Genomic DNA, 22,501 nt, shown 5'->3' on the forward strand with positions numbered 1-22,501 from the left:
TCTGTTTTTAAGAGGTTTGTTATTCTTATATTTAAAGCCCCAAATTGGGGTGTGGGGTCAATCTCACCCACCAATTGTGGCGTTCGGTGCATCTGACGCACCGAACGCCACATTGGGGCGCTAGCCGAGAGTCCACTTCTGGTTGTTCGCGCCGGTGCAGGTGGCCAGCTGGATCAGCGTGCCGTTCGCGGTCGAGGACCCGGTGACGTCGAGGCACAGCCCGGACTGGACACCGGTGATGCTGCCGTTCGTGTTGACCTGCCACCGCTGGTTGCCCTGGCCGTTGCAGTTCCAGATCACGATCTTGGTGCCGGGCGTGGTTCCCTGGCCGCTGGCGTCGAGGCACCGCGTGCCGGTGTAGACGGTCAGTTCGCCGGCGCCGCTGCGGGTCCAGGCCTGGTTGGTACCGCCGTTGCAGTCCCAGATCTGGACCGCGGCGCCGGGCGTGGTGGAGACGCCGCTGACGTCCAGGCACTTGCCGAGCGCGCGGACCGGCCCGGCGGCCGGGGTGGTGGTCCCGCCGGTGCCGGCGGCGGCGATGACCTGCTGGGCGCCCGAGGGCCAGTTCGTGCCGCTGACCTGGACGTTCCCGGTCAGGACGTTGTTGTGCGGCGAACCGGTGGCCACTTGGGTCGCGCCGCCGTTGTACCAGTTGCCGCTGAAGGTGCTGTCGTTGGTGTTGTTGCTGCCGTTGGCGTTGGTGAAGGCCCAGACGCCGGAGTCCTGGATCACGTTGGCCGAGACGCTCACGTACCGGGAGCCCTCGTCGAGGTACAGGCCGACCGTGCGGTTGTTGTCGTAGATGTAGTTGTGGTCGATCGAGCTGCCCGGGTTGGCGGAGAGGTTGTAGATGCTGCCGCCGTCGTGCATCAGCTTCTTCGTGCCGTGCACCCGGTTGTAGCTGACGACGGTGTCCCGCAGCGTGGTCGGCGTGCTGTAGACGGGCTGGTAGTCGTACAGGCCGCGGTTGCGGTAGTCCTGGCTGCCGCCCTGGTCGTTGGCACCCCAGCCCCAGCCGACGTCGATGCCGTCGTAGGTCAGGTTCGAGACGTCGTTGTGCGTGATCACGGTGTGCGTCGCGTAGGTCGAGAGGATGCCGGCCATCTCGCGGTAGTCCAGGGCGACCCGGCTCACCGTGTTGTACGAGATGGTGACGTCCTTGTTGAGCATCGCGGGGTTCGACGGGTGGTGGGCGTCGGGGCGCACGCCGCCGACGATGATGCCGCCGCCGGAGTTCTCGGTGAAGGTGTTGTGGTCCACGGTGATCGACGACGCGCCCAGGCCGACCCCGGAGGCGTGCGCGTTCGCGTCGTTGCCGATGCCGAGGGCCACCTGGCCGAGGTGGGTGAAGGTGTTGCCGCTGAAGGTGATCCCGGTGGCGGCGGAGACCTGGACCGCGGCCGGTGCCTGCGCCCAGCTGTTGCGGGCGCCTTCGAACTGGCGGCAGCCGGACTGGCAGGAGGTCAGGAAGTCGGCCGGCATCGACGCGGCGGCCGGGAGGAACGTGCCGGTCTGCTGGTTCGCGTACCCGACCGAAGTGCTGGGCGTGAGCCACGTGGTGTGCTCGAAGTTCAGGCCCTTGAAGGCGAGGCCGCGCACCGGGTTGTCGTAGCTGCCACCGATCTGCACCAGCGACTGCAGCCGCGGGAGCTCGACGTCGTGGCTGCCGGGGACCCAGCCGCCGGGCGCCTTGTAGTAGAGCTTCCCGGCCGACGGGTCGAGGTACCACTGGCCGGTGTTCTTCAGGAACGAGTAGGAGTTTTCGAGGAACAGCTGGCCGCCGCCGAACGGCTTGGCGAGGGTGTCGTAGCCCCAGTTGTTGTTGTTCCACGCGGGCTGCTGCATGACGATCGACGTCCCGCTGATCCGGTCGACCGGGGCGTACCGGTCGGTGAAGGAGTTCTGGCTCTCCACCTCGATCCGGTTCTGCTGCGGCAGCGTGGCCAGGTAGTTCAGCGCCGGGTTGGTGATGGTCATCCCGCTCGTGGTGACCTGCACGTCGTTGCGGGAGATCGTGATCCCCGCGCGCGGGGCCAGGGCGCCGTCGACGAACAGCTGCCGGGAATCGGCGCCCTGCGGCACGGACGCCACCCAGATGTTCTGGCCGGCGTCCTGCACCGACCAGCCGGTGACCGGCGTGCCGCCGGAGAGGACCGGCTTCTGGCCGGCCGCGGCCTGCCAGGTGACGGTGTGGCCGTTCTGCGCGGAGTCGGCGCTGGTGAACCGCAGCGGCGCGGAGAGCCGGTAGGTGCCGCCGGCGAGCTGCACCACGACGTCGTTGCCGGCCGCCGCCTGGGTGCGGGCCAGCTCCTGGGCCTTCGCCGGGGTGGCCACCGGCTGAGCCGGCGTGCCGGGATTCGTGTCGTTGCCGTCCGGGGCGACGGCGATGGTGACGGTCGCCGCGTGGGCGGGCGGGGTGGCGAGCGCGGTCACCACGAGGGCGGTGAGGAGCGCGGCGGCGGCGGTGCGCGACGGCATGGGCGGGCCTCTCCGGGACGGGGCTGGGCCCAACCGTCCACTGTGTACTGGAACCAGTGTCCGGCGGGCCGGGCCCGGGGCCGGCCGGCCCCCGGTCGACGGCGAACCGGGCAGGATGTGTACGACTCATCCGACACTGCGGAGGTCCGCCGGTTTTCGAAAGTTTCGAGGGTGTTCGGCGGGTTTTCCGTTGTGGTGTCGGTGATCCATGAGAACAGCGCGCCTGCCTGGCGTCAAGCAAGGATCAGGCCCATTGCTCCGTCCCGGTGCCGGTGATGTAATTTTCAGGCCGCCCTGACAAAGATTGACCGGGTGGCGGGTGAGCGAGGTAAGGTGCTGTCCGGAGTTGCTGAGTCATACTCATTGCGTGACCCGTGACGAGGAAGTAGCACCGCCTGTCCCGTACCGCCCCGGCTACGAAGTGGTGGCGGAGCAGATCCTGCGGCTGATCGCCGAACTGGAACTGCGGCCCGGCGACCGGATGCCGACCGAGAACGAGCTGGCGGCGCGGATGGGAACGAGCCGGACCATGGTGCGGGAGGCCGTCAAGATCCTCTCGGCCATCGGCCGGGTGCGAGCGCACAAAGGACGTGGGCTGTATGTCTCCGACGACGAGGGCATGCTCGGCGGGTCCCGCTGGGGCGCGTTCTTCCTGCCCGCCGATCTCGACCACGTCTACATGCTCTTCGAATTCCGCCGGATCCAGGAGACCGCGGCCAGCCGCCTGGCCGCGGCCAACGCCACCCCCGCCGAGCTGCGCACGATCGAGGCCGCCGCCGAGACCTGCCGCCACGGCTACCTGACCGGGCAGTACTCGCTGTTCGACCGGGGCGACGACGACTTCCACGCCGGGATCGCCGCCGCGTCGCACAACCAGTTCCTCGTCGCGGCCGTGGGCGAGGCCCGCCGCCTGCAACGCCAGTCGAACATCATCGGGATGTCCGGCGCGATCGGCGGGCACGCGGCGGGCGCGGTCGACGAGCACGCCGCGATCTTCCGGGCGATCCGGGACGGCGATCCGGACGCGGCGGCCCACGCCGCCGGCGTCCACCTGGACAACACCCTGGAGGACTACCGCCGGGAGATCCAGCGCCGGCTCTTCGGCCGGTGAGCTCACCCGCCAGACATTCCATTGTGGACCTTACTGCTCCCGGGATCTTCCCCGGCCCGGGAGGACGACGACGTCCGTAGACAGAGGGAGCCGTGTGATGCTGAAGAGAGCCCTGTTCGCCTCCGCCGTGATCGGAGCCGTGCTCGCGCTGGGGGTGAGCGGAACCGCGCAGGCCGCCCCGGCCGCCGCCGCGGCCCCGGCCACCGCGGCCGCCGGCACCGCGGGCTGCGGGAAGGCACCCGGGCTGGCGAGCGGCACCCACACGATCTCCAGCGGCGGCCAGAACCGCAGCTACATCCTGCGGGTGCCGGCCAATTACGACAACAACCACTCCTACCGGCTGTTCGTCGGCCTGCACTGGCGGGGCGGCACGATGAACGACGTCGACTCGGGCGGGACCGACGGCTACAACTGGTCCTACTACGGGCTGCGCCGGCTGGCCGACAGCTCCGGCAACAACACGATCTTCGTGGCGCCGCAGGGCAACGGCAACGGCTGGGCCAACCCGGGCGGTCAGGACGTCACCTTCATCGACGATCTGCTGCGGCAGCTCGAGGCCGCGCTGTGCGTCGACACCACGCAGGTCTTCGCCGGCGGCTTCAGCTACGGCGGCGCCATGAGCTACGCCCTCGCCTGCGCCCGGCCCACCGTGTTCCGCGCGGTCGCCGTGTACTCCGGGGCGAACCTCAGCGGCTGCAGCGGCGGCACCCAGCCGGTCGCCTACATCGGGATGCACGGCATCGCCGACAACGTCCTGCCCATCGCCTCCGGGCGCTCGCTGCGCGACCAGTTCGTGCGCAACAACGGCTGCACCCCGCAGAACCCGCCGGAGCCCGCCGCCGGCAGCCGGACCCACATCGTCACCGCCTACTCCGGCTGCCGGGCCGGGTACCCGGTCGTCTGGGGTGCCTTCGACGGCGGGCACGACCCGGGTCCGAAGGACGGCGGCGGCAGCGGCTGGCAGACGTGGACCTCGGGCGAGGTGTGGAAGTTCATCACGCAGTTCGGCACTAGCACGCCGCCGACGCCGCCGGTCCAGACCGGCGTGAACTACAAGCTGACGGCCCAGCACAGCAGCAAGCTCGTCGGGATCACCGGCGCCTCGACGGCGGCCGGCGCGCTCATCGAGCAGGAGTCGGCCAACGGCGGGCTCAGCCAGCAGTTCGACTTCGTCGACTCCGGTGACGGCTACTACCGGGTCCGGGCCCGCCACAGCGGGCTGGTGCTCCAGGCGGCGAACGCCAACAGCGGCGCGGACATCAGCCAGCAGGCCGACACGAACGCCACCGCGCAGCAGTGGCGGGTCGTCGACCAGGGCAGCGGCGCGGTGAGCCTGGTCAACCGGCTGAGCGGCCTGGCGCTGGACGTCTGGGGCGTGTCGACCGCCGACGGCGCCCGGATTTCCCAGTGGACGTTCACCGGGAACCCCAACCAGCGGTTCCAGCTCCAGCGTGCCTGAGCCCGTGACCGTCGCCGAACCGTCCGGGTTCCGGCCCACGCTGGCCGATGTCGCGCGGGCGGCCGGGGTGTCCATCGCCACGGCCTCCCGCGTGCTCAACGGCTTCCCGCGGGTGAGCCCGGAACGCCGCAAGCAGGTGGAGTCCGCGATGCTGGCGCTGGGCTATGCCCGGCAGCGGGCGGCGAAGGCGAGCAGCGCGCGGCACACCGGCTCGATCGCCCTGGTGGTGTGCGAGGAAGTGCCGCGCCTGTTCACCGACCCGTACTTCCCGCGGATCGCCGCGGGGGTCGGCCGGGAGCTGACCGCGGTGGGGGTGCAGCTGGTGCTGCTCACCGTGCCGGCCACCGACGACTACCAGTCGCCGGTGGTCCGGTACCTCGACGGCGGGCACGTCGACGGCGCGCTCGTCGTCGGCATGCACGGCCGTCGCCCGCTCGACCTGGACTGGCTCGGCATCCCGGTGGTGTTCGGCGGGCGGCCGGTCCAGGCGGCGGGCCGGGCGGGCCGGCTGCCGTACGTGGACGCCGACAACCAGGGCGGTGCCCGGCTGGCGACCCAGCGGCTGCTCGACGGCGGCCGCCAGACGGTGGCGACCGTGACCGGGCCGCAGGACATGACCGCGGGCGTGGACCGGCTGCTCGGCTACCGGCAGGCGATGATGCGGGCCGGCCGGTACGACGAGACGCTGGTGGTGTGCGGCGACTTCGGCCAGGCGTCCGGCGAGTACGCGACGTCCCGGCTGCTCACCCGCCGTCCCGACGTCGACGGCATCTTCGCGGCGTCGGACATGATGGCGGTCGGGGCGTTGCGCGCGCTTCGCCGCGCGGGCCGGCGGGTGCCCGAGGACGTCGCCCTCGTCGGGTTCGACGACCTGCCGATCAGCAGCTGGACCGACCCGCCGCTCACCACCGTGCGCCAGCCGGTCGAGGAGATGGGCGCCCGGATGACCGCCGAGCTGCTGGCGATGATCGACGGCGCGGCCCCGCGCCGGTGCACCGTGCTCGACACCGAGCTGGTGCCGCGGAAGTCGGCCTGAGTCAATGTCCATTCGGGACTGAGGAGGAATCGTGCGCGTGTTCGTGGTGGTGGCCGCGATGCTGCTGACGGCGCTGTCCGTCGCCGCACCGGCTTCGGCGGCGGCGGCGCCCCTGGTGGGCGCGGCGTCGGGACGGTGCCTGAACGTCCGGGGCGGCAGTGACGCGCCCGGGACGGTGCTGGAGATCCAGGACTGCGGCGGCCAGGCCGGGCAGGCGTACGAATTCACCGCGGCGGGGGAGCTGCGGACGCTGAACGGCACGCGCTGCGTCGACGCCTCCGGCAACGGGACGTCCCCCGGCACCGCCGCCATCATCTGGTCGTGCCACGGCGGGGCGAACCAGCAGTGGCGGCAGAACGCCGACGGGACGATCAGCGGTGTCCAATCAGGACTGTGCCTGGACGTGACCGGCGCGGGCACGGCCAACGGCACCGCGGTCGTCCTGTGGACCTGCCACGGCCAGGGCAACCAGCGCTGGACCGGCGGGACGACCCCGCCGACCCCGTCCGGCACGGCGCCCTGCGACATCTACGCGTCCGGGGGCACGCCGTGCATCGCGGCGCACAGCACGGTCCGGGCGCTCTACGGCACCTACGCGGGCAACCTCTACCAGGTCCGGCGTTCGTCGGACAACACGACCAGGAACGTCGGTCTCCGGGCGGCGGGCGGCACTGTCGACGCGAGCGTCCAGGACTCCTTCTGCTCCGGGACGACGTGTGTGATCACGGTGGTCTACGACCAGTCCGGGCGCGGGAACGACCTGTGGTACCAGGGCTCGACCGTGGTCCCGGGCTCGAACCAGAGCAGCCCGGCGAAGGCGACGTCGGAGTCGCTCACGGTCGGCGGCGCGAAGGCGTACTCGCTGTACATCAACCCGGGCAACAGCTATTGGCGGGACGGGCACGCGACGGGGGTCCCGACCGGCAGCGCGCCCGAGGGCATGTACATGGTGACCAGCGGAACGCACGTCAACAGCGGCTGCTGCTTCGACTACGGCAACAGTGAAACGACCCGCAAGGCCGACGCGGCCGGCGCGATGGACGCGATCAACTTCGGGACGCAGTGCTGGTTCGGCGGGTGCCAGGGTTCGGGCCCGTGGGTGCAGGCCGACCTCGAGTGGGGCCTGTACCCGGGTGGCAGCCAGCAGTGGAACCCGAACCAGCGGGCGCTGCCGAGCAAGTTCGTGACGGCGATGCTGAAGAACAACGGCACGTCCCGCTTCGCGCTCAAGGGCAGCAACGCCCAGTCGGGCACCCTCACGACGATGTGGGACGGAAGCCTCCCGGGCGGCTACAGCCCGATGAAGAAGCAGGGCGCGATCATCCTGGGCAGCGGAGGGGACTGCTGCAAGCCCGGCGGCGGGGCCAACCTGAGCGCGGGCACGTTCTACGAGGGAGCAATGGTCGCGGGGTATCCGACGGACGCGACGGAGAACGCGGTACAGGCGAACGTGATCGCCGCCGGCTACCGCTGAGCCGCTGGGGCGGACGGAAGGGGCTTCCCTCGCGGGCGACGCGGGGGAGGCCCCTTCTGGTGCGGGTGGGGTCGGTCCGCCGACGGCGCCGGGCGGTCGGGGTGGGAGCTCGCCGGCCGAACCGCGCTCGCCAGCTGGTTTGGTGCCCGCCGCCGCATCCTGCGCGCGCCCTGCCCCACTGTGCTCGCCCGGCGCGTGAGTCGGTCGGCCGAACCGCGCTCGCCGGCCGCACCCTGCGCCCGCCGGCCGCGCGCTCGCCGGTTGGGGTGGGCGCTCGCCGGCTCGTTTTGTTGCCCGCCGCCGCATCCTGTGCGCGCCGGCCGGAGGCGATGCCTGCCCGCCGACCGCGACCCAGCGCGCGATGAGCGGGCGCCGGTGCCCGCGGCCGAAATGCCCTTGCCGCGAGCAACCCCCGTGAGGCCCCAGCCGGCCCGGCGTCGAGTGCGCTGGACGGGCGCCGAACCGGTTCGCCTCCATTCGGCCGATTGTCGGTGAATTGCCCGCAGCGTACCGTCCCTGGTGGTCGAACCGGTTCGATAACCGGAGCAACCTCCCGCACGTCCACCGCCAAAGGAGTCGACTGTGGACCTCTCGCGTCAGCGGCCCCGCGTCCGCCGTGGCCTGGCCGCCCTGCTCGTCACCGGCGCTCTCACCGGTGCCTCCGCCGTGGCCCTCACCGCACCGGCCCAGGCCGCGGACGAGTCGGTCTCCGTCGACTTCTCCGCCGCCGGCGCAGCACCCACCTACCGGGCTTCCGGCTGGATCTACGGCATGACCGAGAACGCGTCGGCGCCGCCCGATCACTTCTTCCGGGACGTGCGCTTCCAGGCGATGCGGGCCGGCGGCGCCCAGCTCGACAGCCCCGGCGGGTGGGTGTCGGGCAAGTACGACCGGCGGTGGAACGCCACCCGCGCGCAGCTCCTGCGCACCCGCTCGCTCGGCGGCCAGTTCGTCCTGCTGGTGCACGACCTCTGGGGCGCCGACGGCTACCCGATCTCCCGGTTCCCCGGCGACAACGGCGACTGGTCCGACTACGACGCCTTCCTCACCCGGCTGATCAACGACGTGCGGGCGACCGGCGCCCCGGTGGAGTGGGACCTCTGGAACGAACCCAACATCACGCTGTTCTGGAATCGCCCGCAGAGCCAGTACTTCGCCATGTGGCAGCGCGCGTACCAGCGCATCCGGGCGGCCTTCCCGGCGCACGCCATCGTCGGGCCCAGCCTCGCCGGCGTCCCGTCGACGTCGGCGAGCTGGTGGACGCAGTACCTCGACTTCGTGCGCGGCTCGAACACGGTGCCCGACATCGTCAGCTGGCACTCCCTGCCCGGTGATCCGGTGGCGAACGTCGCCGCCGCCGACGCGTCACTCGGCTCGCGGGGCATCCCGCACCCGCGGCCCTACCAGATCAACGAGTACGGGGCGTCGAACGAGCAGAACCCCGGTGACGGCGCCTGGTACATCGCCCGGCTCGAGCGGGCCGGCGCCGACGGGCTGCGTGCCAACTGGGCCAGCGGTGGGAATCTGCACAACGACCTCGCGAACCTGCTCGTCCGCAACTCCGCGGGCCGGTACCTGCCCAAGGGCGAATGGTGGGCCTACCGCTTCTACGGCTCGCAGACCGGCCAGCTCGTGGCCTCGAAGCCGAGCCAGGCCTACGACCCGTTCGCCACGAAGGCGGCCGGGGTGGCGAAGGTCCTCGTCGGCGGCGGTGGCACGACCGGGAACGTCTCGGTCGCCCTGCAGCGCCTGGACACCACCTCCGGCATCGTCCAGAACAACCAGGTGCGGGTCGTCGTCCAGCAGATTCCGTTCAACGGCGGTGCCGCGGTGCAGAGCCCGGTGACCATCCGGGATTCCGTGGCCACGGTTTCCGGCAACGCCGTGACCGTCGGCCTCCCGCACACGACCGTCGACGACGCCCTCAGCATCACCCTGCTCCCGCCGTCGGACGGCAGCTTCCAGACCGTCGCCGTCGCCCAGCACTCCCAGCAGTGCCTGGACAACACCGACCTCGGCACCGCGGACGGCAACCGGCAGCAGCAGGACTTCTGCGAGGGCGGCGACCAGCAGCAGTGGACCTTCCGCCCGGTTTCCGGGGTGGCGGGCACCTACACCGTCGTCAACCGGCAGAGCGGCAAGTGCCTCGAGGTCGCCGGCGTGTCGGCCGACGACGGCGCCGCCGTCCAGCAGCGGACCTGCACCGACGGCGCCACCAACCAGCAGTTCTCGCCGCGCCGGGTGACCTACGGCGGCAACGACGCCCACGACTACCAGCTCGTCGCCCGGCACAGCGGCAAGTGCGTCGACGTCAGCGGGGTGTCCACGGCCGCCCGCGGCGCGGTGATCCAGTGGACGTGCAAGCCGGTCACCCAGAACAGCCCGCTCAACCAGACCTGGCGGCTGTGGGGCCGGGGACCGGCCTGACGCGCTTCAGGCCCCGGGCCGGTTGCCGGTGGGGATCGTGATGGGTGTGCTCGTCGGCGACGTGCCCCTGTTCAGGAACAGCATGGCGAGCGCGCGGATGAACTGTTCGAAGAGGAAGAACCCGGCCGGGGCGATGGGCAGCAGGCCCTCCCGGAAGGCGATGTACGCGGGCCACCCGGTGCGGATCAGGGTGGCCGCCGCGTAGTCGCGCGGCAGGCCGAGCCAGTCGCCGACCTCGTTGCTGAGCACGTACCGCACGAACTCGTTCAGGAAGCCGCGGGTGACGCCGAGGTCGACCTGGGCGGTCAGCCCGAGCAGGTCCGCGGCGAGTTCCTTGCCTTCGGGCGTCGGGGCGAGCAGCGGGGTCAGCACCTGGGCCGACTGCGCGTCCGCCGCGGCCCAGGTCTGGGGGATGAACTCGTCCCGGACACCGAGCAGGTGGATGGCGACCTGCCACTGGTGCAGGAAGGCGTCCTCGTCCGCGGCCGACATCGGGACGTGCCACTCGCGCAGCTTCCGGTGCACGAAGGTGCCGAGGCTGTGGAAGGTGACCAGGATGTCGCCGTTGCTGATCGGGATCCGCTCGTCGGCGACGGCCCGCCAGTGCGCCGACTGCGGCAGCAGGTGGCGCACCGCGGCGTGCACCAGGCGCGTCTTGTTGGCCGTGACGACGAACTGGCCCGAGGGCTCGAACGCGCCGGCTTCGCTCAGGTCGTAGCCGAAGGTGAACGTCTTCGCCGCGCGGTCCTGCATGTCGGCGCCGCCCGCGGACCAGTAGACCGACCGGGCCTCCCGCGGGATGACCGTGCTCATGATGCCGCTGCCCAGGCCGTAGAGCATAAAGAGGTAGGTGTCCTTGCGCCGGTTGAAGTCGGCGGCGCGGCGCAGCTTGGCGGGGTCGGCCCAGGAGGGCAGCCGGTTGACCCGCTGGAGCCAGGCGGCGAGGTCGGCGGGCAGGCTGGCGGGCAGCGGGTCGTCGTTGGCCACCCACGACCGCAGCGCGGTGTTGACCGCGGGCACCCGGCCGCCGTCGACGAGCCCGGCCATCAGGGTGTCGACCTCGTCGTCCCACACCCACCAGGGATCGGCGCCCGCCGTGGTCGAGGCCCAGGCCGGGACGGCGCCGGCCGCGCTCGCCAGACCCAGCGCGACACCGAGGGAGAGAACGTTCCTCCTGCTGAGATTGCTCATTTACTTACCTAGCTTCCTTGATAGGTAATGGGCTCTTCGAGAGGAGATTCCTGATTAACATAGAAGGTGACTCGCGGGTCGGCAAGACCCGGCCGGCCTGTGGTTGACTGACAGGTATGGCCCGACTTCCGCAGACCCCAGCCCGGTGACCGCCGAGCCGGCCGCGGCCGTCCGGCCCCGCAACCGCAGGCAGCTCATCGTCGAGGCGGGCGCCGCGGTGTTCAGCGAGCGCGGCTACCACGCGGCGTCGATGGAGGAGATCGCGGCGCGCGTGGGCATCACCGCGGCGGCGCTGTACCGGCACTTCCCGAACAAGTACGCGCTGTTCGCCGAGTGCGCCAACGTGATGGCGGACCGGCTCGTGGAGGCCCTCGCCGACGTACCTCCGGACGCGTCACTGGCGGAGATCTTCGCCGCCGTCACCCGGGTCACCGTCGCCCACCGGGAGACCGGTGGTGTGTACCGCTGGGAGGCCCGGTACCTCGAGCGCGACGACCGCCGGCTGCTGGCGGCCAAGTTCGCGCACGTCGTCGAGCGCGTCGCGGCGGCCGTGCGGCGCGAACACCCGTGGCCGGGCGAGCACCTGCGGGCCGTGGGGGCGCTGGGGGCCATCGGGTCGGTCACGACGCACCACAACGCCATCGGCCGGCGCCGGGTGGGGGAGCTGCTGCAGGCGGCAGCCCTGCGCGTGGCCGCTGCCGACCTCGCCGCGGCGCCCGCGCCGGCGGTGGAGATCCCCGCCCCGCCGGTGCCCCGGACGCGGCGTTCGGAGATCCTCGCGGCCGCCGTCCCGCTGTTCGAACGCGACGGGTTCGCCACCGTGACCAACGGCCGGATCGCGGAGGCGGTGGGGCTGGTGCCGTCGGCGTTGTACCGCTACTTCCCGGGCAAGGCCGACATCCTGGCGGCGGCGTGCCTGCAGGCCGCGGCCCTGCTGGCCCAGGCGGTCGAGCACAACCTGAGCGGGGTGACCGGCCCGCACGAGGCCTTGAACGCCCTGACGGCGACGTACGTGGCCTACAGCTTCGAGCACAGCGCCCTCAACAGCGTGGCCAACGCGGAAATCGCCGGCTTGCCGGACGCGTTGCGCCGGCCGCTGGTCGCGGCGCAGCGCGAGCACATCGCGGCGTGGGAGCAGCAGTTGTGCGCGGCCCGCCCGGACCTCGACCCGCGTCAGGCCCGGGTGCTGGTGCACGCCGGGTTCGGCGTGGTGGTCGAAGCCGGCCGCCGGCTGCGGTGGGCGGACCGCCCGGAGCACCGGGCCGCGGTGGCCGCGTTGCTGGTGAGCGCGCTCGGCCGGTGACGCCTCAGGCCTTGGTTTCGCACTGCACTTGCGGCGCGGCCTCGGTCCCGGATGCCACGCAGTCGACGACGCGGCCGCGCGCGGGCACGGGATAGCTGAAGAAGATCGGCCCGTCGCCGTCCGCGCCGGCCGAAAACTTGACGACCGTGTGCGGGCGGTTGCCGGTGCCGTGCAACGTCTTCGAGTAGTACGTCGTGTGCGGTCCGATGGCGGTGCTGATGCCGTCGCCGTCGTCGTCCACTTCGTGCACGTTGAGCACGTAGTCCCCGGTGGTGTACTTGCCTTCGTCTCCGTGCCCGGCATCGGCGGGCGTGGCGCCGGTGATTTCGGGCGAGACGGGGTCCGCGGCGGTGGCTATGACGCCGGCCCCGACCCCGACCACCGCCACCCCGGCCACGGCCGCGGAGACGACGATGCGCTTGGCGGTGAACTTCATGGGTCCCCTCCTCCCCGCCTGGTGATCAAGCTAGGGGAGGGAACACGCTGGTCACCTCGTCCGAAGGGGCGGTTCGGGGGTGCGCGCCTCGTCCTTTCGGCCGATGTTCGGCGTTGAGCACCTCAGGGCACGCCGCCGGATCGGCGAAGCCGCAATGCTCGGGCGGCTCTCGAGGGGGCTACGGGTTCGTCCCGGCGCGCCCGGGCTGCCCGAGCCGCGTCACGACCGCGCCCGCCGCCACACCGCCAGCGCCGTCGCGGCCAGAGCGCCTCCCGCGGCGGCGACCACACCGTGGTGCCGGCTCGCCCACAGCTGCGCGCTCCTCGGGGTCGCCTGGCCGTCGAACTGGCCGTGCGCCCCGAAATCCCGGCCGCGATCGGCCGGCGACCACAGGTTCTCCGGCTGGTCCGGCGGCTTCTTCGCGCCCGTCTGCTGGGACCGGTAGCCGGTCCGGGCGAGGTACCGGTCGAGGACACCCGGCGCGACGGCGTTCGCGATCAGCGTGCCGACCGTGCTCCCGCCGACCCAGTACTCCCGGCGGCGCGGGTGGTCGGCGGCGTGCAGCACCGCGCGGGCGGCGACCTCCGGCTGGTAGATCGGCGGCACCGGCTGGGCCTGGTGCGGCAGCTTGGACCGGACCCACGAGAACTGCGGCGTGTTGACCGCCGGCATCTGCACCATCGTCGTGCGGACGTGGCTGCCGTCGTGCAGGAGTTCGCAGCGCAGAGCCTCGTTGAAGCCCTGGATCGCGTGCTTCGCGCCGCAATACGCGCTCTGCAGGGGGATCCCGCGGTACGCCAGCGCCGAGCCGACCTGCACGATCGTGCCGCGATCGCGAGGTTTCATCCGGTGCAGGGCGGCCATCGTGCCGTGGACGTAGCCGAGGTAGCTCACTTCGGTGACGCGGCGGAACTCGTCCGGTCCGATCTCGCCGAACGGCGCGAACACCGACGTGAACGCCACGTTCACCCACACGTCGATCGGCCCCAGCTCCTGCTCCACCCGCGTGGCCGCGGCATCGACCTGGCCGAAGTCGGCGACATCGGTGGGGATCGCCAGGGCCGTCCCGTCGGCCGCGGTGACGTCTTGAGCGGCGGCTTCGAGCCCCTGCTCACCGCGGGCCAGCAGGGCAACCCGGGCTTGGCGGGCGCCGAACGCCCGCGCGACCGCACGGCCGATCCCACCACTGGCACCGGTCACGACGACGACCTGGTTCATGATGTCCTCCGTTTCCCGGTACGAGCCCAGACAGCCGCGCCGGCCGCGCCGGCGAGAGCCGCAGCCCGCCACCGCGGCGCGACGACGGCCAGGCCGAGCATGCTCACCCCGTGCGCGACATCGACCACCCAGCCCCGGCGGGCGACCAGGCCATCGGGCCGCCGCAGGACGGCCACGGCCTGGGCGAGGTGCCGGACGCCCAGCGCCAGGGCGACTTTCCGTGGGATCGGCAGGAAGCGTGACAGGACCACGAGCCCACCGCCCCACACTGCCCGGGCCACCGCGGGCCGGCGCGTCACCGGTCCGCCGCGATTCCGGTCGCGGCGGCGCCGGGCGTCTTTCGCTTCCGCCACGGGCCTTCGCCGGCGTGCCGAACCGCCGCGGCCTCGCGAGTCGTCGGGCCCGCCGCGATTCCGGTTGCCGCGGCCACCGCCGGCCGCTTCCGCCGCGGGGCTGCGCCGGGGTATCGCGCCGCCCGCGACCCCGGGCGTCCGCGGACGGCGCCGGAGAGCACGCCTTCGACCAGCGGCACGCAGGCCGCGTCGGCGTACGTCCAGCCCAGCCCGTGGACCCCGCCGGCCTCGGCGTGCACGACGACGATCGTGATGGCGTCCCAGGCCAGGGTGCCGTCGGCCTCGGGGGCGGGGGTCGGCACCCGGTAGGCCCGGGCGCCGACCCGCTCGATCGTGGTCACCGGTTCTTCCCGGGCAGGAACTCCTGGAGCTTCGTCTTGACGCCCTGGGCGACCAGGTGCAGCGCGTCGGGGTCGCCCTTGAGGACGGCCTGGGCGGCCGACTTCACCTGCTCGAAGGTGGCGTGCGGCGGGATCGGCGGGACGTCCGGGTCGCAGCGGACGTCCAGCACGGCCGGCTTGCCGGCGCTGAGCGCGGTGTCCCAGGCCGAGGCGAGCTGGTCCGGCTTGTCGACCGTGACGGCCGTGAGCCCGAGGGACAGGGCGAAGCCGGCGTAGTCGACGTCCGGCAGCGTCTGGGACTCCTCGAACTTCGGGGCGCCGCCCATCGCGCGCAGCTCCCAGGTGACCTGGTTGAGGTCGTTGTTGTGGAACACGCAGATCACGCAGCGCGGGTCGCTCCACAGGTGCTGGTAGCGCGCGATGGTGATCAGCTCGGCGAGGCCGTTCATCTGCATGGCGCCGTCGCCGACGAGGGCGATCACCGGCCGGTCGGGGTGGGCGAACTTGGCCCCGATGGCGTACGGCACGCCGGGGCCCATCGTCGCCAGCGTCCCGGACAGCGAGCCGCGGATGTCGCCGCGGATGCGCAGGTTGCGGGCGTACCAGTTGGTGGACGAGCCGGAGTCCGCGGTGACGATGGCGTTCTCGGGGATCCGCTTCGACAGCTCGGAAACGATGGCCATCGGGTTGACCGGGGCGGCGTCGACGGCGGCTTCCTTCTCGACCGTGTCCCACCAGGAAGCGACGTTCTTCTCGATCGTCTCGCGCCACGAGCGGTCCGGCTTGCTCGCCAGCTTCGGCAGCAGTGCGCGCAGCGTGGCCGCGCTGTCGCCGACGAGGTTGACCTCGGTCGGGTAGCGCATCCCGATGAACCGGCCGTCGAGGTCGATCTGCACCGCCCGCGCCTGCCCGAAGTCCGGCAGGAACTGGCTGTACGGGAAGTTCGAGCCGACGATCAGCAGCGTGTCGCAGTCGCGCATCATCTCGTAGCTCGGCCGGGTGCCGAGCAGTCCGATCGAGCCGGTCACCCACGGCAGGTCGTCGGGCAGGACGTCCTTGCCCAGCAACGCCTTCGCGACGCCGGCGCCGGTGACCTCGGCGACCTGGCGGACCTCCTCGGCCGCGCCGCGCGCACCCTGCCCGACCAGGATGGCGACCTTCTCCCCGGCGTTCAGCACCTCGGCGGCCGCGTCGATGTCCGGCTCCGCGGGCACCGGCCGCGACCACGCCGTGCTCGGCGGGCTGGAGGGCACCTGCTTGAACGCGTGCTGCGGCGGCGAGTACGCCTCCTCCTGCAGGTCCGCCGGGATGATCAGGGCGGTCGGGCAGCGGGACGACTGGGCCGTCCGGATCGCCCGGTCGAGCGCGTTCGGCAGCTGCTCGGCGACGTTGACCTCGACGAGGTACTCGCTCGCGACGTCCTTGTAGAGCGCCTGCAGGTCGACCTCCTGCTGGTAGGACCCGCCCATCGCGCTGCGCGCGGTCTGCCCGACGATCGCCACCACCGGGACGTGGTCGAGCTTGGCGTCGTAGAGGCCGTTGAGCAGGTGGATCGCGCCCGGGCCCGAGGTGGCCATGCAAACGCCGACCTTGCCGCTGAACTTCGCGTAGCCGACGGCCGAGAAGGCCGCCATCTCCTCGTGCCGGGCCTGGACGAACCGGGGCTGGTCGCCGGCCTTGCCGAACGAGGCGACGAGCCCGTTGATGCCGTCGCCCGGATAGGCGAAGACCTGGTCCACGCCCCACTCGCGCAGGCGCTGGAGCAGGTAGTCACCGACTGTCTGGCTCATGAGTACTCCCTTTGGCGTGCGGCGCCGCTTCGGTGAGCGCCTCGTGGACCCGGCGGGCCACCACGGCGGGCCGGGGCCGCGCCGGTTCCGGCCACCGGACCAGGACCGCGGGCTCTTCCGCGCCCTCCGGCTCCTCGGCCAGGCACCAGCCGCCGCCGTCGGTCCACGACAGCATCAGCAGGCGGCCGGCGTGCCGGTCGGCGAGGGCGATGTAGGCGGTCGACGGACTGCCGTACTCGCTCCACGACGCGGCCGGTTCGACACGCAGCAGTTCGGCGACGGTCTGGACGTAGTCGCGCAGGGCCGCGGCCTCGACGTGCCCGGGCTCCGGTTTCACCGGCGCGGACGCCTCCTTTCGTGCTCGCCGTCGGCGCTCACGAATCGCTGTATCCGCTTTCGCCGTCTATCATACTTGCGTGACGCAAACGTGGGTGGAGCAGGACGGGACCGACGCGGCTTTGGCGGCGCTGCGGGCGATGGTGCTGATCGCCGACTCGACCGTCGAGCGGAACACCGAACAGCTGACGCTCACCCAGTTCCGCGTGCTGCGGGTGGTGGTCGACCGGACGCCGGTCACCCTGGGCCGGGTGGCCCGCGAACTGGCCATGAACCCGTCTTCGATCACCCGCGCGTGTGATCGGCTGGTCGCGCTGAACCTGCTGGAGAAGGCCCCCAACCCGCTGAACCGGCGCGAGACGCTGCTCGCTCCGGCCGGGCCGGGACGCCACCTGGTCGACCGCGTCGACCGCGACCGCCGCCGGGTGCTGGCGGACGTCCTGCACCGGCTCGACCCGCCGGCGCGCGCGGCCGCGATCGCGGCGTTCGAGAGGTTCGCCCGAGCGGTCGAAGCGGACGAATCGGATTCACGTTCATCATTGCGGCGCGCAAATTAAATTCGCCGGGACGGTGTTTGTCCGCGGTGTTCGCGGGTACCCGGGCGGCCACCAGGTCGTGATCGGAGGTTCTTGCGGTGGGAAAGCGTGACGGGATCACCGAGCCCTGGGGGACCAGAACGCCGTACGGGCCGGGGGAGCCGTGGCCGGTGCGGGTGGACAGCCACCTCGCCGGCGGGTTGCGGCCGGCGGACGTCGACCGCTGGGTCCGCAGCGCCGCGGTGCTGCACTCCAACGGCGACGGGCTCGACATCGCGGTGAAGGACGGCCGGATCGCCGGCGTCCGCGGCCGCGCCGACGATCGCGTCAACCACGGCCGCCTCGACCCGAAAGACCTCTTCGGCTGGCAGGCGAACTCCTCGCCGGACCGGCTGACGACGCCACTGGTGCGCAGGAACGGTGAGCTCGTGGAGGCGTCCTGGGACGAGGCGATGGACCTGGTCGTCTCGCGCAGCAAGGAACTCCTGGACGACCAAGGCCCGGGCGCGCTCGGCTTCTACACCAGCGGCCAGCTGTTCGCCGAGGAGTACTACACGCTCGCCGCGATCGCCCGCGGCGGGCTCGGCACCAACCACCTCGACGGCAACACCCGGCTCTGCACGGCGACCGCGGCCGCGGCGTTGAAGGAGTCCTTCGGCTGCGACGGCCAGCCGGCGTCCTACACGGACGTCGACCACGCCGACGTCATCGCCCTCTTCGGGCACAACATGGCCGAAACGCAGGCCGTCCTGTGGTCGCGCGTGCTCGACCGGCTCGCCGGGCCGAACCCGCCCGCGGTGCTGTGCGTCGACCCGCGCGACACCCCGGTCGCCCGGGCCGCGACGCTGCACCTGACGCCGCTGCCCGGGACCAACGTCGCCCTGATGAACGGGCTGCTGCACGAGATCATCGAGCACGGCTGGGTCGATCGCGAGTACGTCGACCGCTGCACGGTCGGCTACGACGACCTCGCGGCGATGGTCGCGGACTACCCGCCCGAGCGCGCCGCCGAGATCAGCGGTGTCGACGCCGGCCAGATCCGCGAGGCCGCCCGGCTGCTCGGCTCGGCGGAGCGGCTGCTGTGCACGGTGCTGCAGGGTTTCTACCAGTCGCACCAGGCGTCCGCGGCCGCCGTGCAGGTCAACAACCTCGTGCTGCTGCGCGGCATGCTGGGCAAGCCCGGCGCCGGGGTGCTGCAGATGAACGGCCAGCCCACCGCCGAGAACACCCGGGAATGCGGCGCCGACGGCGACCTGACCGGGTTCCGCAACTGGGCCAACGACGCGCACGTGGCCGAGCTGGCGTCGCTGTGGAACGTCGACACCGGCAAGATCCCGCACTACGGGCCGCCGACGCACCTCATGCAGATGCTGCGTTACGCCGAAACCGGCACCCTGCGGTTCCTGTGGGTCTCGGCCACCAACCCCGCGGTTTCGCTGCCGGAGCTGCACCGCATCCGGTCCATTCTGGACTCTTCGCGGCTGTTCCTGGTCGTGCAGGACGCGTTCCGCACCGAGACCACGGAGTTCGCCGACGTCGTGCTGCCCGCGGCGATCTGGGGCGAGAAGACCGGCACGTTCACCAACGCCGACCGCACGGTGCACCTGTCGGAGAAGGCGGTCGACCCGCCCGGGCAGGCGCGTCCCGACCTGGACATCTTCCTCGACTACGCGCGGCGGATGGACTTCCGGGGCAATGACGGCGAGCCGTTCCCGCAGTGGCACGACGCCGAGACGGCGTTCGAGGCGTGGAAGCGCGCGTCCGCGGGGCGGCCGTGCGACTACAGCGGCTTGAGCTACCCGAAACTGCGTTCGGTCAGCGGCATCCAGTGGCCGTGCACTTCGGACAGTCCCGAGGGGACTGAACGGCTCTATGCCGACGGGAAGTTCTTCGCCCAGCCCGATTACTGCGAGAGCTACGGCCGCGACCTCGTCACCGGGGCGCCGATGGAGCCCGCCGAGTACCGGGCGATGAACCCGGACGGGAAGGCCATGGTCAAGGCCGCCGAGTACGTCCCGCCGCACGAAACGCCGGACGAGGACCACCCGTTCTTCCTGGTCAACGGCCGGACGATCTACCACTTCCACACCCGCACGAAGACCGGCCGGGCCCCGGAGCTGCGCGCGGCCGCACCGGAGGTGTGGCTCGAGGTGTCCGGACGGGACGCCGAAGCCGCCGGGCTCGCCGAAGGCGACCTCGCCGAGGTTTCGACACCCCGAGGGGCGGTTCGCGCCCGGGTCCGCGTCGGCGGCATCCGCGACGGCGTGCTGTTCCTGCCGTTCCACTACGGCTACTGGGACGTCGAGCACCCGGCGGGCAAGGACGGTGACCGCGCGGCCAACGAGCTGACCTTCACGGACTGGGACCCGGTGTCCAAGCAGCCGCTGTTCAAGACGGCCGCGGCGGCTCTGCGCAAGGTGGCGGCCGTGACGGCTCCGCGCCCGGAGCCGGTGCCCGCGGCGGTGGACGAGGAGGTCGGCCGATGAAGCTCGGACTGGTGCTGCGCGAACTGCACCGAGCGGAGACGCACTTGGCCAAGGACCTGCTGAAGACGTCGGACCGGCACCACGCGGAACACGAGGTCCACCACGTCGCCCGCGACCTGGCGGCCTGGTCGGCGGCGCACGTCCGCGACATCGCCCGCGCCGGCCGCGCGTACGACCTGGACCTGGGGGAGGACGTCCCCGGCCCGGGCCCGCTGGAGCCGCTGCGGACGGCCCTGGCCGAACTGGGCGGCCGCCGTCCGGAGCCGGGCTTGCTCCTGCTGGCCGACCTGCGCCGCCTCCACCGCCGCGCGGCGGGCGTGTCGCTGGATTGGGAGCTGCTCGCCCAGAGCGCCCAGGCGGCGAAGGACGCCGAGCTGCTGGAGCTGGCCACCCGGTGCCACCCGCAGACGCTGCGGCAGCTGAAGTGGACGAACGCGATGCTGAAGGTGCTCTCGCCGCAGATCCTGACCAGCTAGATCAGGCGCTCGCCGGGCGGGGCTCTTCGGGGAAGACGTGCGCGCGCTGGTCCCGCGGGGTGACGCGCTGACCCCTCACCCTGCCTTGGCCCGGCGTTCCCGCAGGAACGCCAGCGGGTTGTCACCCAGGCTTTCGATGGCGCGCCGGCGGATGACCGTGCTGACCGCCGTCATCCCGACGCCCCAGACCGCGACCACGACGACCACCGCGGGCGCCGGCAGGATCCGGGTGAGGTGGGCGAGGTTCACCGTCACCACCAGGGACGCGATCCGCCCCGCTCGCTGGTACCAGCGGCCGGGCTCGGCGGAGAACACGCGGGTGCCGGCGATGTAGACCGTCAGGCCCGAGGTGAGCAGCCAGGCCGCCGCGGCCGGCGGGGACTCGTGCAGCGACAGGTTCAGCCCCGCCGCGACGAGCAGCAGCGCGAAGGCCGGCGTCAGGTGGCCACCCGCGTACAGCGAATAGGCGAGCATGGGGTTGCCGCCGGAGAGGCCGAGCATCTTCTCGGACAGCTCCGCGGCCGACGTGAAGTACAGCCACCACAACGCGCCGGCGAGCACCAGACCGCCGACCATGGCGGCCCAGTAGGCGAAGTCGTCGGCGGGGCGCTCGAGCGCGGCGGCGCCGACGGTGATCACCAGCTCGCCGAGCAACAGGATCATGAACAGCCCGAAGCGCTCGGCGAGGTGGGCGGAGTCGACGGCCAGGTTCGGGTCGCGGGGCCCGTCGAACATCGCCTCGCGCCGCTGCCGGGCGGTCGTCCGCTCCCCGCGGTGCCGGCGCCGGCCGCCCAGGAGCAGGAAGCCGGCCTCCTGGATCAGCGCGAACGCCCACAACCCCCAGCCGTTGGGCACCACCGCCGAGGCCGCGAACAGGACCGCGGACACCGCGTAGCCCGTGCTGATCCGGCGCTGGTCGAGCCCGGGCCGGACCGGCCACCGGTGGGCGGCCGCCAGGATCACGCGGACACCGGCCATCGCCGCGACGAAGATCGCGGGGTGCCCTTCGAAGACGTGGTGCACCTGGGTGGCGGCGATCGCGCACGGGATGGTGCCGGCGAGCACGAACAGCCGGTCCGCCGCGCGGCTGTCGTCCCCGCGGCGGTTGTAGAGCACGGCGAAGCCGATCCACGTCCACCACAGCGTGGCGAACAGCCCCAGCGCGCCGGCGATGCGCGCCCAGTGCGGGTCGGCCACGATGCTGTGCGCCACCTGCCCCACCGCGAACACGAAGACCAGGTCGAAGTACAGCTCCACCCAGCCGACCCGCTTGCCGTGCGCGGTGGCGGCGCCGGCCCCCTCGTCCACATCGGTCACGGCGGGGATTCTGCCGCACCCCGCACCCCGCGGCCCCGGCCCCCGCCCGGGCGCGCCGGGAATTAATAACACACCATTCCGGCAGAGATCGAATTGGTCCCGGCGACTGCTGTGGGTAATTCTGCCGTCAGTGGGAAAGTGTACGTTGTTTACTGATCGGTAGGGCTCGGAGCTGCGCGAATGCGCTTGAACGGTGTGCAAGCAGCGACCGTCGGAACACGATCCGTGAGCCGCGGAAACAATTCGAGCGCCGCGTTCCGAAACGCCGCTTCGAGGGTTGACAAGGGCGTCGGCCGTGATGTCTTCTGCTGGTCGGCCTGATCAACGCCACCTCCTCCCTGGGGTTCTCCGTCCTGTCCGAGTTCGACATCAGCCGTGCCGCGGCTGGGAATCGAGCGGTTCCGCCATGCACGAAAGCAGAGCCACGCCCCGCCTTCCGGCGGACGCCGCGTGGTGGCCGGCGCACTGGAGCGTCCGCACCAAGATCAGCGTCGTGCTGCTGCTGCCGGTCCTGGTCGCGGTGGCGCTCGCGGAAATCCGGATCCAGGGCGAACTCGACCGGGCCACCGAGCTCACCGCGGCCCGCGACCGGCTGCCGGTGCTGCGCGACACGATCGACCTGACGGCGTCACTGGGCGAGGAGATGGTCGCCGCCGTCGCCGTCCCGGCCGGCGCGCCGGACACGCTGACCGCGGCCGTCGACGCGAAGGTGGCGGCGGTCCAGCGCGACGCC

18 protein-coding genes and 1 pseudogene are annotated in these 22,501 nt (G+C 72.0%); 10 read left to right on the forward strand and 9 right to left on the reverse strand.

The window, feature by feature from the left end; translation table 11 throughout:
* Positions 1-120 precede the first annotated feature (120 nt).
* Positions 121-2,478, reverse strand: coding sequence for a ricin-type beta-trefoil lectin domain protein (locus tag ACWEVN_RS31830; protein WP_452053733.1), 2,358 nt, complete (start codon positions 2,476-2,478; stop codon positions 121-123).
* 367 nt (positions 2,479-2,845) lie between these two features.
* Here ACWEVN_RS31830 and ACWEVN_RS31835 point away from each other — a divergent pair, with 367 nt between their 5' ends.
* The 5 genes from ACWEVN_RS31835 (at position 2,846) to ACWEVN_RS31855 (ending at position 9,985) form a co-directional block, all read left to right on the forward strand.
* Positions 2,846-3,589 carry a FadR/GntR family transcriptional regulator gene (locus ACWEVN_RS31835; protein WP_452053734.1) on the forward strand — a complete coding sequence of 248 codons (744 nt, stop codon included), beginning with the start codon at positions 2,846-2,848 and terminating at the stop codon, positions 3,587-3,589.
* A gap of 97 nt (positions 3,590-3,686) precedes the next feature.
* Entirely contained in the window at positions 3,687-5,048 is a 1,362-nt protein-coding gene (locus ACWEVN_RS31840) for an RICIN domain-containing protein (protein ID WP_452053735.1), read from the forward strand.
* A 4-nt stretch (positions 5,049-5,052) separates the two neighbouring features.
* On the forward strand, positions 5,053-6,084 hold the full coding sequence (locus ACWEVN_RS31845; RefSeq protein WP_452053736.1) for a LacI family DNA-binding transcriptional regulator: 1,032 nt from the start codon (positions 5,053-5,055) through the stop codon (positions 6,082-6,084).
* Positions 6,085-6,115: 31 nt separating this feature from the next.
* On the forward strand, positions 6,116-7,558 hold the full coding sequence (locus tag ACWEVN_RS31850) for an arabinofuranosidase catalytic domain-containing protein (RefSeq protein WP_452053737.1): 1,443 nt from the start codon (positions 6,116-6,118) through the stop codon (positions 7,556-7,558).
* Positions 7,559-8,140: 582 nt separating this feature from the next.
* Entirely contained in the window at positions 8,141-9,985 is a 1,845-nt protein-coding gene (locus tag ACWEVN_RS31855; protein ID WP_452053738.1) for an RICIN domain-containing protein, read from the forward strand.
* A 6-nt stretch (positions 9,986-9,991) separates the two neighbouring features.
* On the opposite strand, the gene ACWEVN_RS31860 is transcribed toward ACWEVN_RS31855, so the two are convergent.
* Entirely contained in the window at positions 9,992-11,176 is a 1,185-nt protein-coding gene (locus tag ACWEVN_RS31860) for an oxygenase MpaB family protein (RefSeq protein ID WP_452053739.1), read from the reverse strand.
* A gap of 145 nt (positions 11,177-11,321) precedes the next feature.
* Here ACWEVN_RS31860 and ACWEVN_RS31865 point away from each other — a divergent pair, with 145 nt between their 5' ends.
* Positions 11,322-12,479: a TetR/AcrR family transcriptional regulator gene (locus ACWEVN_RS31865; protein ID WP_452053740.1), complete on the forward strand. Its 1,158-nt coding sequence runs from the start codon at positions 11,322-11,324 to the stop codon at positions 12,477-12,479.
* Positions 12,480-12,483: 4 nt separating this feature from the next.
* Here the strand turns inward: ACWEVN_RS31865 and ACWEVN_RS31870 are convergent, their stop codons facing one another.
* From ACWEVN_RS31870 to ACWEVN_RS31895, 6 genes are all read right to left on the reverse strand, one after another.
* Entirely contained in the window at positions 12,484-12,915 is a 432-nt protein-coding gene (locus tag ACWEVN_RS31870) for a hypothetical protein (RefSeq protein WP_452053741.1), read from the reverse strand.
* A 219-nt stretch (positions 12,916-13,134) separates the two neighbouring features.
* Entirely contained in the window at positions 13,135-14,133 is a 999-nt protein-coding gene (locus tag ACWEVN_RS31875) for an SDR family oxidoreductase (protein WP_452053742.1), read from the reverse strand.
* Positions 14,130-14,384: a hypothetical protein gene (locus ACWEVN_RS31880; protein ID WP_452053743.1), complete on the reverse strand. Its 255-nt coding sequence runs from the start codon at positions 14,382-14,384 to the stop codon at positions 14,130-14,132. Before ACWEVN_RS31880 ends, ACWEVN_RS31875 begins: the two co-directional genes overlap by 4 nt.
* A gap of 44 nt (positions 14,385-14,428) precedes the next feature.
* Positions 14,429-14,827, reverse strand: coding sequence for a hypothetical protein (locus ACWEVN_RS31885; protein ID WP_452053744.1), 399 nt, complete (start codon positions 14,825-14,827; stop codon positions 14,429-14,431).
* Complete coding sequence (locus ACWEVN_RS31890; RefSeq protein WP_452053745.1) at positions 14,824-16,617, reverse strand: thiamine pyrophosphate-requiring protein; 1,794 nt, start codon at positions 16,615-16,617, stop codon at positions 14,824-14,826. Before ACWEVN_RS31890 ends, ACWEVN_RS31885 begins: the two co-directional genes overlap by 4 nt.
* Entirely contained in the window at positions 16,598-16,954 is a 357-nt protein-coding gene (locus tag ACWEVN_RS31895) for a DUF6292 family protein (RefSeq protein ID WP_452053746.1), read from the reverse strand. Before ACWEVN_RS31895 ends, ACWEVN_RS31890 begins: the two co-directional genes overlap by 20 nt.
* A gap of 79 nt (positions 16,955-17,033) precedes the next feature.
* On the opposite strand from ACWEVN_RS31895, the gene ACWEVN_RS31900 reads away from it, so the two are divergent.
* From ACWEVN_RS31900 to ACWEVN_RS31910, 3 genes are all read left to right on the forward strand, one after another.
* Positions 17,034-17,510, forward strand: a complete 477-nt coding sequence (locus tag ACWEVN_RS31900) for a MarR family winged helix-turn-helix transcriptional regulator (protein ID WP_452053747.1) — start codon at positions 17,034-17,036, stop codon at positions 17,508-17,510.
* 77 nt (positions 17,511-17,587) lie between these two features.
* Positions 17,588-19,975, forward strand: coding sequence for a molybdopterin oxidoreductase family protein (locus tag ACWEVN_RS31905; protein WP_452053748.1), 2,388 nt, complete (start codon positions 17,588-17,590; stop codon positions 19,973-19,975).
* Complete coding sequence (locus ACWEVN_RS31910) at positions 19,972-20,451, forward strand: hypothetical protein (RefSeq protein ID WP_452053749.1); 480 nt, start codon at positions 19,972-19,974, stop codon at positions 20,449-20,451. The genes ACWEVN_RS31905 and ACWEVN_RS31910 overlap by 4 nt, the downstream gene beginning before the upstream one ends.
* Positions 20,452-20,526: 75 nt before the next feature.
* Here the strand turns inward: ACWEVN_RS31910 and ACWEVN_RS31915 are convergent, their stop codons facing one another.
* Positions 20,527-21,768 carry a low temperature requirement protein A gene (locus ACWEVN_RS31915; protein ID WP_452053750.1) on the reverse strand — a complete coding sequence of 414 codons (1,242 nt, stop codon included), beginning with the start codon at positions 21,766-21,768 and terminating at the stop codon, positions 20,527-20,529.
* Between the two features lie 406 nt (positions 21,769-22,174).
* On the opposite strand from ACWEVN_RS31915, the pseudogene ACWEVN_RS31920 reads away from it, so the two are divergent.
* Positions 22,175-22,501, forward strand: a pseudogene (locus tag ACWEVN_RS31920) (histidine kinase); the annotation flags it as partial.

The sequence above is a fragment of the Amycolatopsis sp. NPDC003861 genome, from assembly GCF_053605405.1.